General features: G+C 47.9%; 15 protein-coding genes and 1 pseudogene. 5 read left to right on the top strand and 11 right to left on the bottom strand.

Annotated features, from left to right (window positions below):
• Positions 1-98 precede the first annotated feature (98 nt).
• Positions 99-2,120 (top strand): penicillin-binding transpeptidase domain-containing protein, encoded by a 2,022-nt coding sequence (locus CEG13_RS03555; RefSeq protein ID WP_100010567.1) that lies wholly within the window; start codon positions 99-101, stop codon positions 2,118-2,120.
• Between the two features lie 72 nt (positions 2,121-2,192).
• Here the strand turns inward: CEG13_RS03555 and aldA are convergent, their stop codons facing one another.
• Positions 2,193-3,638, bottom strand: coding sequence for an aldehyde dehydrogenase (aldA, locus tag CEG13_RS03550; protein WP_100010385.1), 1,446 nt, complete (start codon positions 3,636-3,638; stop codon positions 2,193-2,195).
• A 145-nt stretch (positions 3,639-3,783) separates the two neighbouring features.
• Here aldA and CEG13_RS03545 point away from each other — a divergent pair, with 145 nt between their 5' ends.
• Together CEG13_RS03545 and CEG13_RS18675 are read left to right on the top strand one after the other, a co-directional pair.
• Positions 3,784-4,695: an acetamidase/formamidase family protein gene (locus CEG13_RS03545; protein ID WP_100010383.1), complete on the top strand. Its 912-nt coding sequence runs from the start codon at positions 3,784-3,786 to the stop codon at positions 4,693-4,695.
• Positions 4,696-4,714: 19 nt separating this feature from the next.
• Positions 4,715-4,879, top strand: a complete 165-nt coding sequence (locus tag CEG13_RS18675) for a hypothetical protein (RefSeq protein ID WP_158234640.1) — start codon at positions 4,715-4,717, stop codon at positions 4,877-4,879.
• Positions 4,880-4,932: 53 nt separating this feature from the next.
• On the opposite strand, the gene CEG13_RS03540 is transcribed toward CEG13_RS18675, so the two are convergent.
• The 3 genes and pseudogenes from CEG13_RS03540 to CEG13_RS03530 all read right to left on the bottom strand — a co-directional run.
• A complete protein-coding gene (locus tag CEG13_RS03540) occupies positions 4,933-5,292 on the bottom strand; it encodes a DUF779 domain-containing protein (RefSeq protein ID WP_100010382.1) in 360 nt (119 codons plus the stop codon).
• Between the two features lie 58 nt (positions 5,293-5,350).
• A complete protein-coding gene (gene adh, locus CEG13_RS03535; protein ID WP_100010380.1) occupies positions 5,351-6,871 on the bottom strand; it encodes an aldehyde dehydrogenase in 1,521 nt (506 codons plus the stop codon).
• Positions 6,872-6,989: 118 nt separating this feature from the next.
• Positions 6,990-7,529: pseudogene (locus tag CEG13_RS03530) on the bottom strand (plasmid pRiA4b ORF-3 family protein); the annotation flags it as partial.
• A 144-nt stretch (positions 7,530-7,673) separates the two neighbouring features.
• Here CEG13_RS03530 and CEG13_RS03525 point away from each other — a divergent pair.
• Positions 7,674-8,252, top strand: a complete 579-nt coding sequence (locus CEG13_RS03525) for a Uma2 family endonuclease (protein ID WP_100010378.1) — start codon at positions 7,674-7,676, stop codon at positions 8,250-8,252.
• Between the two features lie 59 nt (positions 8,253-8,311).
• Here the strand turns inward: CEG13_RS03525 and CEG13_RS03520 are convergent, their stop codons facing one another.
• From CEG13_RS03520 to CEG13_RS03510, 3 genes are all read right to left on the bottom strand, one after another.
• Positions 8,312-8,776 carry a hypothetical protein gene (locus CEG13_RS03520; RefSeq protein ID WP_100010377.1) on the bottom strand — a complete coding sequence of 155 codons (465 nt, stop codon included), beginning with the start codon at positions 8,774-8,776 and terminating at the stop codon, positions 8,312-8,314.
• A 241-nt stretch (positions 8,777-9,017) separates the two neighbouring features.
• A complete protein-coding gene (locus CEG13_RS03515) occupies positions 9,018-9,200 on the bottom strand; it encodes a cold-shock protein (RefSeq protein WP_100010375.1) in 183 nt (60 codons plus the stop codon).
• Positions 9,201-9,274: 74 nt separating this feature from the next.
• Positions 9,275-10,156, bottom strand: a complete 882-nt coding sequence (locus CEG13_RS03510; RefSeq protein WP_100010374.1) for a LysR family transcriptional regulator — start codon at positions 10,154-10,156, stop codon at positions 9,275-9,277.
• A gap of 201 nt (positions 10,157-10,357) precedes the next feature.
• On the opposite strand from CEG13_RS03510, the gene CEG13_RS03505 reads away from it, so the two are divergent.
• Entirely contained in the window at positions 10,358-11,410 is a 1,053-nt protein-coding gene (locus CEG13_RS03505; RefSeq protein ID WP_100010372.1) for a YeiH family protein, read from the top strand.
• Between the two features lie 562 nt (positions 11,411-11,972).
• Here the strand turns inward: CEG13_RS03505 and CEG13_RS03500 are convergent.
• The 4 genes from CEG13_RS03500 to CEG13_RS03485 all read right to left on the bottom strand — a co-directional run bounded on the left by CEG13_RS03500 (position 11,973) and on the right by CEG13_RS03485 (position 14,874).
• Positions 11,973-12,719 (bottom strand): Cof-type HAD-IIB family hydrolase, encoded by a 747-nt coding sequence (locus tag CEG13_RS03500; RefSeq protein WP_100010371.1) that lies wholly within the window; start codon positions 12,717-12,719, stop codon positions 11,973-11,975.
• A gap of 91 nt (positions 12,720-12,810) precedes the next feature.
• The gene (locus CEG13_RS03495) at positions 12,811-13,308 is read right to left on the bottom strand and encodes a DUF1648 domain-containing protein (RefSeq protein WP_100010370.1); all 498 of its coding nucleotides are present in this window, start codon (positions 13,306-13,308) and stop codon (positions 12,811-12,813) included.
• 14 nt (positions 13,309-13,322) lie between these two features.
• Complete coding sequence (locus CEG13_RS03490; protein WP_100010368.1) at positions 13,323-13,919, bottom strand: pyroglutamyl-peptidase I; 597 nt, start codon at positions 13,917-13,919, stop codon at positions 13,323-13,325.
• Between the two features lie 10 nt (positions 13,920-13,929).
• A complete protein-coding gene (locus tag CEG13_RS03485) occupies positions 13,930-14,874 on the bottom strand; it encodes a 5-oxoprolinase subunit C family protein (RefSeq protein ID WP_100010366.1) in 945 nt (314 codons plus the stop codon).
• Positions 14,875-14,923 lie beyond the last annotated feature (49 nt).

The following is a 14,923-nucleotide window of genomic DNA, read 5'->3' as shown; positions in this document are numbered from 1 at the left end:
AGATGAATATACAAAAAGGAAAAGTCACCTGGGAATATCTATTTAACAGTGTGGCTTTTCCACGTTTGAGAAAAAGCTTTTTGATGGGGGAGCTTACAATGAGAAAAGCGATATTATTATTTTTGGGGTTGCTTATTCTATTTTTAACTGCGTGCTCGGAAGATTTACCGACACCAAATGAGCGATTTGGTGCGTTTGTGGAACAGTGGAACAACCAGGAGTTTGCCGGCATGTATGAAATGCTGTCAGGTGAAGCGCAGGACACTTTTTCAACCGAAGAAATGGCAAACCGCTACAGCAATATGTATGAAGATTTGGATGTGTCGGAGCTTCGTGTAAGCTTCAACGAATTGAGTGAAGAAGAAACCACTGCTGCCATGGAGGGAGGTACAGTGGAAATCCCCTTCCATGTCGAAATGCAAACCATTGCCGGCCCTATTTCCTTTAATTATCAAGCTTCCCTGGTGCAGGAGAGCGCAGGTGAAGACGCGGAGCCCAACTGGTTTGTTGAGTGGAATACCGGCTACATTTTTCCGGAACTGCAAGGTGGCGGTGAAGTTAGCCTGAATACCCAGGAGCCGGAACGCGGAGAAATTTTTGACCGCAATCAAATGCCGCTCGCGCTCAATGGCATGGTAAATCAGCTGGGGATTGTACCGGGGAAACTTGGGGACAATCCGGATCAAGCCAAAGAAGAAATTGCCGGTCTCTTGAACATGTCCGTGGAGGAAATTGATACCGCGCTAAATGCAAGCTGGGTGGAGCCTGAACTTCTCGTGCCAATCACCACAATTTCCCAGAATAATCAAGAGCTCGTTGATCAGCTGCTGCAGGTTAGCGGTGTAAGCATCAGTGAAGTTCCTGGACGTGTCTACCCTGCCGGTGAAGCTGCCGGACCACTGGTGGGCTACCTGAACCAGGTTACCGCTGAGGATCTGGAAGAATTGGATGCAGGCGAATACGGACCAAATGACATGATCGGCGCCCGTGGACTGGAACAGCTCTACGAAGAGCAGCTGCGGGGCGAACGCGGTGTGGAAATTGTTGTGACCAATGAAGAGGAAACAAGTGTAATTGCGGAAAAACCGGTACAGGACGGGGAAGATATCACCCTTACCATTGACATCAATATGCAGGAAAAGGTGTACGAAGCATATGGCGGAGATGCCGGCACTGCCACGGTAATGGATCCGAAAACCGGGGAAACACTGGCATTGGTAAGCAGTCCTTCCTTTGATCCGAATGAAATCATGTATGGGACAACAGAAAATTTATGGGAGGAACTGAACAATGATGAGCAGCAGCCGCTCCTGAACCGGTTTGCCGCCACCTATGCGCCGGGATCTGTTATCAAGCCTGTTACTGCCGCGATCGGACTGCAGAATGGGACGATCGATCCCAATGAAGGCATCGAAATCAACGGATTGACCTGGAGTGGCGGAGAAGGCTGGGGCGATTATGAAGTCACCCGGGTTTCTGAATCGAACGGACCTGTCGACTTGCACGACGCACTCGTGCGATCAGACAATATTTATTTTGCCATGCAGGCCTTGGAGATGGGCAGCGAATCATTGATTTCAGGATTTCAGCAGTTCGGAGTTGGAGAAGAATTGCCATACGAATATCCAATCGAGAATTCAACCATTTCCGCAGATGGAACCATCGAGGATGAGGTGCTGCTGGCCAATACCAGTTACGGACAGGGCCAGCTGGAAATGAGCGCCCTGCACTTGGCAACAACCTATACGACCTTTTTAAATGACGGAAACATGCTGAAGCCGACACTTTTGACCTCGGAAGAAACCGGTCAAGTGTGGCAGGAAGGTCTGGCGACGCCCGAACAATCCGAGCTGATACGTGATGCCTTGCGAGCGGTCGTGACAGATGGTACGGCGCCACAGGCTCAGGAAGCTGACTTTCCTATCTCTGCGAAAACCGGAACAGCTGAGTTAAAGCTAACCGTTGACGACGAATCAGGAGAAATCAACAGCTGGTTCGTTGGCTACCCGACAGAAGACCAAGATCTTTTGCTCTCCATGATGGTTGAGCAGACACAGGATGAGGAAAGTGGTTATGCTGTGGAGAAAGCGACGGATATACTGATCGAGTTGAAACAATAGAAAAAACCTGCTCCCACATCAGCGGGAGCAGGTTTTTTATTTGTGGAGAAAACGGAATGCTGCTTCCTCTTCTTAATCCTGCTTATACTGCATATATACTGTCTGCGTAACAAGGAAATCTTCCACGCCATGTTTTCCGTCCGTTCCACCGAGTCCGGATTGTCGGAGTCCGGTGTGATAACCCTGTACGGCTTCAAAGTTTTCCCGGTTCACGTAAGTTTCACCGAATTTCAGCTCATTGACCACGCGCATGGCTTCATGCAGATTTTCCGTGTAAACCGATGAGGAGAGGCCAAATTTCGTGTCATTGCCATATTCGATTGCTTCATCCAATGTCTGGAATGTTACTACGGGAACGACCGGTCCGAATATTTCCTCCTGGATGATTTCGCTGTCCTGCTTCACGTTTTTAATAATGGCAGGCTCCAGGAAATAGCCATTGTCAATGGAGGGCCGCTTGCCGCCTGTCACGACTTCCCCGCCTGCATCCACAGCATCCTGCAGCATGCTTTCTACTGATTCGAGTCTGTCCTGGCTGATAAGCGGCCCGACATCAGCTTCTTTGTTTTCGCGCGGATTGCCAATGGATACCTCTTCAAATGCGGTCTTCAGTTTATCTATAAATGGTTCAGCAACCGATTCCTGTACATAAATCCGTTCCGCGTTCGTGCAGGCCTGTCCATTGTTTGCCAGACGTGACGTAGTAATATGCTTCACGGCAAGATCCAGATCGGCATTTTCCGTGACAATGGCCGGTGCCTTTCCGCCTAGCTCAAGGTTCACTTTTGTGATGCTTTGTGCTGCTGCCTCCATTACCTTGGTGCCTGCGGTGATGCTCCCGGTCATGGAAATCATGTCGACATCAGGGTGGGATGCCAATGCATTACCAAGTTTACCGCCAGTGCCTGTGATGAAATTATAGACACCGTTTGGAATTTCCTCCATATCATCCACTAGTTTTGTGAATTCAGCCGCAGTGTTTGGCGTTTTTTGACTTGGCTTCAAGACAATCGTGCATCCAGTCACCAAGGCGGTTGCCACTTTCCGTGCCAAGATAAAGACTGGAAAATTCCATGGAACAATGCCGCCAATCACGCCGATTGGCTTTTTAAACATCATGATGTTCTCGTTTGGACGGTCACTCGGAACAATTTCTCCTTCCATTCGTCTCGCCCATTCGGACATATATTGGAAATAATCAATGGCCAAATCAATTTCTCCTGTAGCGAGCTCATAATCTTTCCCCTGCTCCTCCTGCAGCAGGTCAATGAATTTCTCCCTATTCGCCTCGATTTTTTCACCCAGCTTGCGGACAACTTTTCCCCGTTCTATTGCGGGAGTCTGCTCCCAGCCGGTCTGCGCCTTCTTGGCTGTCTCTACCGCCTGGTTCACATCTTCTTCTGTTCCGTCGTAGATTTTGGAAATTACTTCTTCTGTTGAAGGGTTGATGATATCAATGGTTTCGTTTGATGAAGATGTCGTATAGTTGCCGTTTATATAGATTTTGTGCGGTTGCAATGAAATGCCTCCTTGTTGTGTTCTGATTGTCTTCTTCCACGAATTGGAGGCGGTTAAACTGACGAACTGGGCAAACTTCCATTTGCTTCAATATGTCTGAAACGTGTTATAATTATTATAATAGAAACACAAGGAGGCCCATTCCATGTCCAGAAACCTTACCACAACAACTGCTATCTATGCCTTTGACAAAAATACCGAGCCTGCGATGAAGGTGAAATCAGGCGAGACAGTCACGATCGAAACCTATGATTGCTTTACCAACCAGATCACCTCAGAACACACAAAAATGACCGAACTGAATTGGGATCAAATTAACCCAGCCACTGGCCCGATTTATATTGAAGAAGCAGAGCCTGGCGACATTCTCAAGGTGAAGATTGATGAATTAAAAATCGGCGAGCGCGGTGTCATGCTCACTGGCAAAAACCAGGGAGTATTAGGCGATTATTTTGATGAATTCGATGTGAAGATTTTCCCGATTGAGGAGGATTACGCAGTATTTGATGAAAACCTCAAGATCCCGCTGAATAGGATGATCGGTGTCATTGGTGTTGCGCCGGAGGATGAACCAGTGAATTGCGGAACGCCTGGGCCGCATGGCGGGAACATGGATACCAAGCTGATTACCGAGGGTGCAACGCTTTACTTTCCTGTTTCTGCGCCTGGTGCATTATTTGCCACAGGGGATTTCCACGCTGCCATGGGAGATGGGGAAATTTCTGTCTCCGGAATTGAAGTACCCGGGGAAGTAACGGTCACTTTTGAGGTAATCAAGCAGCACACGATAAGCCATCCGCTACTGGAAAATGAGGACGGCATTGCTTTTCTTGTGAGTGCGGAAACCCTGGATGAGGCGGCAAAAACGGCCGTCCGTGAAATGGTCGATTTTCTGCACCCGCATACCGATTTAAGCCTGTCCCACTTGACGATGCTGATGAGCGCTGCGGGGCAGACACAGATTTCCCAAATCGTCGACCCGCTCGTTACCGCTAGGTTTTTTGTTCCGCGATATGTACTGGATGCTTATGGTATTCAGTTGTTCCAGCAAAAATAATTCCTGGGGAGGGATAGCCTTGCGCATTATTGCCAGCAATGAGCGAGTAGGCACGTCACAGATGGAACTTTATACGCTTAAAATTGTTTACCTGCTCACGTTCAAACGATTCAAAGCTTTAAAGCGACAAATGCAGCAAGTTACGGAAGACCTCGAAACAGTGAAGCACAGGAAAGTTTTTTAAACTTACACAGCAAAAAAACCTGCCCCCGTAACCGGATGGCAGGTTTTTTGATTCTACTGCGCAGTCAATTCTGCCCGTTCATCTTCCGTAAATACCCTAGACCGGGTCAGGAAGCGCTTCCCCTCTGGTCCTTCCAGAGAGAACATCCCGCCCCGGCCATCAACAGCATCGATGATCAGCTGTGTGTGCTTCCAGTATTCATATTGGTCCTTCGACATATAGAAAGGTGTGTCCGCAATATTGCCCAGAAAAAAATCCGATTCGCCGGTGCGGAATTCATCCCTGGGATAGCACATGGGCGAACTGCCGTCACAGCATCCCCCGCTCTGATGAAACATCAGCGGTCCGTGCATTTCTTTCAGATTGTTAATCAGGTCGATTGCTTCCTCCGTGGCAGTCACTCGTTCCACCATTTTGACCCCTCCCATCTTTACCTATAACTTATGTCAGCTTTCGCGCGCTCGCTACGATTTAAAAGAAACCTTTAGGCTCCTCGCTGTAGTTGATCAGCAGGTTTTTCGTCTGCTGGTAATGGCCGAGCATCATTAAATGATTCTCCCGTCCGATACCGGATTTTTTATACCCGCCAAACGCCGCGTGGGCAGGATAATCGTGATACGTATTCGTCCACACACGTCCCGCCTGAATGCCGCGCCCGAAACGGTAGGCCGTGTTGATATTCCGTGTCCAGACTCCGGCACCCAAGCCATATAGCGTATCATTGGCGATTTCCATGGCTTCTGCTTTGTCTTTAAATGTGGTCACAGACAGCACCGGACCGAAAATTTCTTCCTGGAAAATACGCATGTTGTTGGTGCCTTTGAAAATCGTCGGCTCCACATAATAGCCGCCTTCCAATTCATCTTCCAATTTATTGATATTTCCTCCAACAAGCACTTCTGCCCCTTCTTGCTTCCCGATATCCAGGTAGGAGGCGATTTTTTCCATTTGCTCCTGAGAAGCTTGAGCTCCCATCGCCGTGTCGGTATCCAGTGGGTGGCCAATATTGATTTGCTTCACGCGCTCAATGACCCGCTCCATAAATGCATCATAGATCGATTCATGGACAAGTGCACGAGACGGACAGGTGCAGACCTCTCCCTGGTTCAGTGCGAACATCACAAAGCCTTCCACCGCTTTATCGAGGAAACCATCGTCTCTGTCCATGACATCTTCAAAGAAAATATTCGGCGATTTCCCGCCAAGCTCCAGCGTCACTGGAATGATATTTTCTGAAGCATACTGCATGATCAAGCGGCCGGTCGTCGTCTCCCCGGTAAATGCAACTTTTGACACACGGGAATTGGAGGCCAGCGGTTTTCCGGCTTCCACGCCAAAGCCATTGACAATGTTGACCACACCTGGCGGCAGCAGATCTTTGATTAAGTCCATCAAGAGATGTATCGAAGCAGGTGTCTGTTCTGCAGGCTTCAGCACCACACAGTTTCCTGCAGCAAGCGCTGGTGCCAGTTTCCATGTCGCCATCAGTATTGGGAAATTCCATGGGATAATCTGCCCCACGACACCGAGCGGCTCATGAAAATGATAGGCCACTGTGTCATCATCAATCTGGCTGATTCCGCCTTCCTGGGCGCGGATTGCGCCGGCAAAATACCGGTAATGGTCCGCAGCCAGCGGCATATCAGCAGCGAGCGTCTCCCTGACTGCCTTTCCGTTGTCCCAAGTTTCGGCGACGGCAAGCATTTCCAGATTTTCTTCAATCCGGTCGGCGATTTTATTTAAAATATTGGCCCGTTCGGCAACGGATGTCTTCCCCCAGGTATCCTTGGCTGCGTGCGCCGCGTCAACCGCCGCTTCCACATCTTCCTTGGTTGATCTGGCAAGCTTGCAAAATACCTTTCCCGTAACCGGACTCACATTCTCAAAATACTTCCCGTTTGCCGGCGGACGATATTCCCCGCCGATAAAATTGTCATACCTCTCCTTGAATGTGACCAATGACCCCTCTGTGTTTGGATTTGCGTACCTCATACCCTTCCTCCTTTGTTTGATAGCGCTTACAAACATCATACCATTTAGTTCAGAAAAATTTCAACTCTTAAACTTTGAAAAAATAGGGCCCCTATCCACAAGCAGGACAACCTTTTGATTAGAATGGCATCATCTCGCCTCCATAGGAAGTGAGCATATCTTCCAACATGTTATGTAAACCTTCAATCACCTCACGAGCCAGCTGTTTGCCATCAGGGTGAGAAAGGTCAACTTCTCCTTGAATCACTTCCCATCTGGGGTTCTCATCCGGTGCAAGATTTTTCGCACTCGTGCAGCGCGGATAGTTCACTGCATTTTCAGGGGTGATCTTTTTAGAGAAAACAATTTCGTGATTCCAGTCATCGCCAAAATCATAAACATAGGTGGTCTTATCTTTCGGCATGATAAACCAGTCAGCCAGCGTCTCTTCTTTTCCCTGATAGACCTGCCCGCCGAATAAGTCCGTAACATCATCCCGATCCGGGTTATCAATTTCCAAATTATCCGCACGCTTGCCATCCGTTTTATTCACAAAAAAACTGTGCAGGTGAGAATCATACCAGTTAAAAGCAACCTGCAGAACCTGATGCATATAATGCAAGGTTGCATTTTTACCGATCTGAATTTTTCGCCAAACAGGAACACTGACATCTTTTAACGCTACCCTGAATAGATCATCTTTTCGCCACCTTTTTGCATAGTCTACATATTTCGGGAATGGGTTGAATTAAGGTCCATATTATGCTGGCTTACTTTTGCAAAGAATGAGATAATAGGAGAAACAAACAGGAGGACTAACCACATGTACGAGAAAAAGCGTGTCAAAAAACCTGTCATAAACGAACCAGGCTGGACGGTAGACGATTATTATCAGTTGCCGGAAGATGGAAATCAGTATGAAATTGTCAAAGGCATCCTGGAACTCAAACCATCACCAACTACCACGCATCAGCGGATCAGTCAGCGTTTGGAGCGAATTTTGATAGATTCATGTGAAAAAGAGTATATTATTATCGACTCGCCAATTGATGTCCTTATCTCCGAGGATGAAACCCGCCAGCCTGACATTCTGATGATCCACCGCAGCAGGGAGCATATAATTGAAGAACATGCTGTAGTCGGGCCACCCGATCTCTGTGTGGAAATCCTATCCCCGAACAGCGCCGCACGGGACCGGATCATGAAAAAAGAAAGCTATGCGAAGTTTGGTGTTTCCGAATATTGGATTGCCGATTATAACAACAAGACCATCGAACAGTATGTATTGAAACCGGGCGGCGAGGAATATGATTTAAGACGTGTTTTTGAAGCAGATGATACCGTCACGTCCGAGCAGATCCCGTGCGCTTCTTTTGTGGTGAAGGAAGGGATGCGGATTTAGCCGTAACATAAGACCCTGACTTCCAGCCAGGGTGCTTTAGTCGAGTTGTTTGACAAGATTTACTGTTTCCTTCTCTCCACAAACCGCGGTTCATAGTTTGCGATTACCTCAAGAATCTCATCTCCTGTTGCGTAAACATGATGTTCTACGTTGGGATAAATGTGACGATTTGCTAGATGATTTTGGTCAAATTCCTTAATGTATTGAGAGTTTCTTACCTTATAAAAACGAAATGCTGTCTCATCTTCCAGCAGACTAAGGTCATGCTTTGACCCGGATCCTGAAAGAGAATATCCCATCTCTGTTCCATAGCGGAAAGCCCATACGACATATTCCAGGGGGCATACCTGATTAGGGTCGTCATAAACAATTTCGATTTCATTTTCGTTTTGATCTTCCAAGGTGATCTTCAAATAGTCATTATGTCTGACGATTTCTTTGTAAACCATATAATTCATTCCATACTTGTTTAAACTACCAAAAGGCTGCCATGCTTCCCATATTTCTTCGCTGTTATTAACCAATGGACCCGCCCCCTCTTTCTAAACATATGTATTCACCTATATTTGTTCTGGAACCAGGAGCAAAATTCCTTCCTCCCAGCAAAAAACCCCAGCACCAAATGCCAGGGTTTAAACTGAAGCTATTTCCGATTGTAAAAAACACCAGAGCCACGTCTGGAGTCACCACTCATAATATAATAAACCGATAATACCAGCAACCGGAAAATAGCTTCCTCTTATAAGATACGTAATGCCAGCGGACCTATTTCATTTCCGGAAGCACGCGTACTTCCTGGGCCATTGCGGATTGGCAAAGCGGACATTTTGGTTCAGCGGCAAAACTGTAGGATTCCCTCATCCATCCCTGGCAATCATCACTGGTGCATGACCATACATTCGTTTCAACTTCCGGCACTTCCTCTTTCGGTCTGCGAGAAAATGACATCATTGCATCTCCTTTCTTGATACATCTTCCATTATACTCCTTTTCAGCAAAGAAAGAAAGGCAATACAAACAAATCAGACAACCGATGCCTGTACAACTTGCCCGAAAACAATTTGTGATCTTGGCTGGAATTCGTGATTATTTCGTATAATGGAAAAGGTGCGCTGAGTGGGTGTACCTTGCACTGCCAGCTTTTTGAGCGTTTGCAGCTGCAGTTCTTTTTTGATGGTTAATTCGGAAAGCATGCTAATCCCAAGACCCGCTTCCACCGCTTCCTTTATCAGCTGGGTGCTGCCGAAAGTGAGCAGGTTCTGCGGCTTTATCTGATGTTTTTGGAAAAAGGCTTCTGCCATTTCCCTTGTCCCTGAACCCTCTTCACGAATGATCCATGTTTCGTTCTCCAGATCAGCAGGGGATAATCTTTTCTCTTTTACCAAGGATTCACCACTCGCTGCAATTATATACATTTGATCCGTCGCAAACGCTTCTTCTGTGAGCTGCGGGTGAGAGTACTCCCCCTCGATAAGGCCAATATCAATCTCCTGATTCAGGAGCCGCCGGGCAATCCGGCTCGTATTGGCAATCATCACATCGGGCAAAATATTGGGGTATTCCTGCTTCAAGGTGCCAAGAATGCCTGGCACCATGTATTCACCGATCGTATAACTGGCACCGATTTTCAGCTCGCCGGCCGGTTCATTTTTTAAATCAGATACAAGGATATGCATCCGCTCGTAACTCCGCAAAATTTCCTGGGCGTGACTGTAAACGATGCGCCCTGCATGATTCAGATGAACAAATTTATTGCTCCGTTCCAAAAGACGCACGCCAAACTCTTTTTCCAGTGAAGCAATATACTGACTGACCGCAGGCTGCGACATATGCAATGCCTCCGCGGTTTTGGAAAAACTTTTTCGTTCCACTACTTCTTTGAATACGATGAGACGCTGATCCACCTGAGTTTTCCTCCTATTTATTGGGGGTGCTGTTGCTGGGGAGTCCCCACTGGCTCTTTTGGCGTGCAGATTTTCCGCGGATTTCCCGGATCTCAGTTACTCACACCAATCTCATAACCATTCACTTATCATCACTATCATTATAATTTATTTTTCTTATAATAAAAAGCCTTTTATACTAAATGGTATAGGTTTAACGAAATGCGGCATGTTTTAGATGAAAGGAATGGTATGATGCAACCGGAAATAAAGAATACGGAATATTGGAGAAAACTGATACTGGGAGTTTTGTTTACCTTCCTGATTGCCGGTATTGGCTATATGCTGGCTGTACTGCCTGGCTTCAGCCGGGTGGGACCGCTTGCCTGTGCCATTTTGCTGGCGATTCTCTACCGGCAGCTGTTCAGCTATCCGGAAGCTCTAAGAACGGGAATCCAATTTTCCTCCAAATACCTGCTGCGGTTTGCTATTATATTATACGGATTGAAATTAAATATTGATGTAATCGTAAATGACGGTCTGGGCCTTCTCGCAAAAGGCGCGGTGGCCATCGTTTTTTCCATCCTGCTGACTGTCTATTTGGCAAAAAAATTCCGTGCCAATGGACAGCTTGCCATGCTGCTCGGTGTTGGCACAGGGGTTTGCGGGGCTGCGGCGATTGCTGCGGTATCGCCAATTATCAAGGCAAAAGATGAGGACACTGCAATTGGTGTGGGCATCATCGCGCTTGTCGGGACGATTTTTTCGATTATCTACGCGGTACTGCAGCCCATCCTGCCACTGACAGACACACAGTACGGGACCTGGGTGGGCTTAAGTCTGCATGAACTCGCCCATGTGGCGCTTGCTGCCGAGCCAGCTGGAGAAGATGCGCTGGCGATCGCGCTGCTGGCTAAGTTGGGACGTGTATTTCTGCTCGTGCCGCTCTGCTTTGTGCTGATCTATTGGGTAAGACACCGGAAAGACACAGATGCATCCGGCCAGGCAACGGTTACTTTTCCCTGGTTTCTGCTTGGGTTCATTGCGATGAGTCTCTTCGGCAGCTATGTGCTCGGCTCTGTCATCCCGGTGTCCCAAGGTTTTATGCAGGCAACCGACGCCATCACCACCTTTATTCTTGCTTCTGCGATGGTTGGTCTCGGGCTGAATGTCAGTCTGAACGATGTAAAAAATAAAGCACTGCGCCCGCTCGCTGCAATGCTTATCACCTCTGTGCTTCTGTCAGGGTTGATGTTTTGGCTTGCGGTTGTCTAAAAAGGCTGTTTACGAAAAGAAAGTTGTTTTCATTACATCCTCTATAGACTGTGCCATAACTCCTGCCGCTACGAAAATACATTCCGCTTTCCGCGGGAAGCTGATGAGCCCCCTTGTGAGAAGCGCACTTCGGGGTCTCACCTAGGCTTTTCTTCCCGCAGGAGTCTCCATGTATTTCCTTCGCTGGTGGGGTTATTTTTTAAATTAATTAACAGAAGCCTACATTGTTGATGGTTGTTTGGAGTAAAAGACAACTTACTCCAGTGGGAATAGCACGAATCTAGATGAGCAACGACGGTTTTCCGCGAGAAGACTGAAGCCGTACCTTAAGATGCGCGACTGCCCACAGCGGAAAACAACCATTAAAGTGGGTATTGTTCTTTTAAATTTAGCAAGCAATAAAGTAACGAAGCACACTATTAGCGAAGGGTATTTCTGCAGCGGCAGGTTAAGTCGCCACTACGAAATAACGAAGCAGCAAAACTTACGAAAAGAGCCATGAAAATAAACAGCTCCCGCCCGAACCTCGAGCAGGAGCTGTTTTTTGGCTTATCGCCGAGTCCTAAGCGTGCGTTCTTAAAGCAAACCGCTCAATCGCCTTAGCGACTCCATCGTTTTCATTCGTTTCTGTCACATGATTCGCGACATTTTTGATCGCTTCCTGGGCATTCCCCATCGCAACACCGACACCGGCTTCCTGAATCATTTTAATATCGTTGAGACTATCGCCCACCGCCATGATCTCGTCCATCGTGATGCCAATTTCCCTGCAGACAAATTGGAGGGAATCGGCTTTGCTGACACCCTCCGGATTAACTTCTACATTGGTTGGCAGGGAGTTCGTCAACTCCAGCCCTTCCATATAAGAAAGATCCTCCACCAGCTGATCGAGTTTTTCCTTATCTAATGAGTTGCAGCCGAATTTCAGCCACTCATAATTGCGAAAGTCATCCGGCCGCTCACGGAAAACACGTGTCGTGGACATCATCCAAAATTCCAGTTCGGAATCATTCGCCAACTGAAACATAGCCTCCATTTTCTCCGGATCGAGCAACTGCTGTTTGAGCAGCTCCCCATTCATATTCCAAATTTGTCCGCCATTTACGGTCACCAAATAAGAGGTCAGCTTCAAAATTTTAGCATAGGGATGGCAGGTGTCCCAGCCGCGCCCTGTACTTAACACCACATGAATATCCTGCTCCAGCGCCTTCGCAATCGCCTGTTTATTCGCTTCAGATACCTCGTGATCATGGTTCAGCAGGGTCCCGTCCATATCCAATGCTATGAGTCGAATGGCTTTTTCTGTCATAAGATCGCTCCTTTATGTAACTCTTGTCTTAGTTTTCTCGATTAATTTGCTATCATACCACATTATAATTGTGGGCTACCGTCCAGGTAAATTAGTTTTTCAGACGGAACATCCGGATTAAGAAATAGCCGATTAATGCAAGCGGTGCTGCGGTAATAATTACCGTCAGCCACAGACCAAGCCATGCATTTCCTTGTGCTGATTCAACCATTTGCCATGTGATCAAGGCAAAAATTCCCGTTACCATCAGATGCATCGCCGCCATCATCAGCCGAGATTCCCGGTACAACTTCGAAGCATTTTCCTCTGTCACTTTAAACGGATAGTTATGGATATGTGGTGCCCTCCCCAGAAAAAACAAGATCAGCGACATCGGCAGGGAAATCAATGGAAGCATAAAAATTGCTCCTTTGCCTCCCCAATTATCCGCTTCCCCCGCAGCATTAAAATGAATCGGAATCTCATCCGGCAGACGCCCGACCATCACAGCTGCATAGACAAACATCCCGATGATCACAGCAAACGCCGTTATGTGCAAAAACTTTTCCAGCACGCTTGCAGGCACCTCAATATCCGGCTGTTTTTTCATTGCCCTCCCCCTCGTTACAGACACTCAATCGTCAGCTTGACCGTCTCCAGCAAATCCTCCTGTGACCAGCTTGGCATGTTTTTCTCCAGTGCAAGCGCATGCGATGCCGGAATATGGATGAAACCCGCCGGACGGTCCAGCTTATGCTCCGCCATATAGTGCAGTCCATGGTACATCACATTATTGCATAAATACGCTCCCGCCGTATTCGATATTTTCGCCGGAAATCCTGCCTCTTTCAGCTTTTCCACCATCTGCTTGATCGGCAGCTTGGAAAAATAACCGTCCGGCCCCTCCGGAAAAATCTTTTCGCCATTCGGCTGGTGCCCCTGGTTATCCACTGGCCCGTCATTGCAATTGATCGCAATCCGCTCCGGAGTAATGCAATTCCTTCCTCCAGCAAGGCCAAGCGAGACAACGGCATCCGGATTATGTTTTTTCAAAAATTCCACAAGCTGGGCGCCGGATTTCTGAAAATCGACGCTCAGTACTTCACCGACAATCTGATAATTATGTAGTTCTGTTCCGTTTAATGTGTCCGCAATTTCCGTGGTTGGATTGATCGGAAATTCCAAAAAAGGTTCAAAACCGGTTAACAGCAGTTTTTTCAACAGTAACACCTCAATATAAATGATTTCGAAACAGCTTGAGCTCTCGCAGAAATTTTTCCATGGCGACCGCCTTCTCTTGAGCCTCTTCAACCGAGATGGGGTAAAAGGTGATCTCTCCTTTGGGGATAAGCTGGGCAATCTTCGGCAAATCGTATGAGATAACCGTGCCGATTCGCGGGTAGCCTCCCGTTGTCTGCCTGTCCGCCATCAGAATAATCGGCTGACCATTGTGCGGTACCTGAATACCTCCAAAGGGAACCGCCTCTGACCAGATTTCCGCATGCTTCTTTAATGTGATCTTCTCCGATTGCAGCCGGTACCCCATTCGATTGGAACTGGCATCCACCACGTGGGGGGAAGTAAAAAAGTGCTCTCTTCCCGCTGCTGTAAAAACATTAGAATGCGGACCCTCGATAACCGCAGCCCGAATGTGTTTACTGTAACGGGGAATCTGCGAAGGCTCGAGACCAATGCCAGCAGGCGAGTCTTTTGGGTACCCATAAATACAGTCTTCCTTTTCCAGCTGGCTGCCGAATCCGCTTTTTAAATCGGCGGACATGCTTCCGAAAACCTCGCGAGCCGCAAACCCGCCTGCTACCGCAATATAGGCACGCACTCCGGTTTGATGGCCGCCGAATGTCAGCCTGTCCCCTTTTTCCATGCGGATTGTTTTCCACATGGCAGCAGGCTGCTGGTTTATCTTCGGGTTGAGCGCCGCCCCGGTAATCGCGATTGTTATAGGTTGGACAGCCTCCAGTTTTGGCCCCACGAGCGTTACCTCCAGACAGGCATAGTCCCGCGGATTGCCAGCAAGGATATTCGCCACCTGCAGGGCAAACCGGTCCATCGCCCCCGAGACCGGCACACCAAACCGTTGGAAGCCACTGCGGCCCATATCTTGAAATGTGGTAAGCACCCCGGGTTTGTGTACCTTGAAAATTTGTTTGCTCTGCATTGGTATTTCTCCTTTCAGAGTGGGGTGGTCGGTTGATTGTGGCGAGGTG

The organism is Lentibacillus sediminis (genome assembly GCF_002763455.1).
Lineage (GTDB): Bacteria > Bacillota > Bacilli > Bacillales > Amphibacillaceae > Lentibacillus_D > Lentibacillus_D sediminis_A.
The sequence above is the reverse complement of the archived record's forward strand: the minus strand, read 5'-3'. Positions and strand labels throughout refer to the sequence as shown.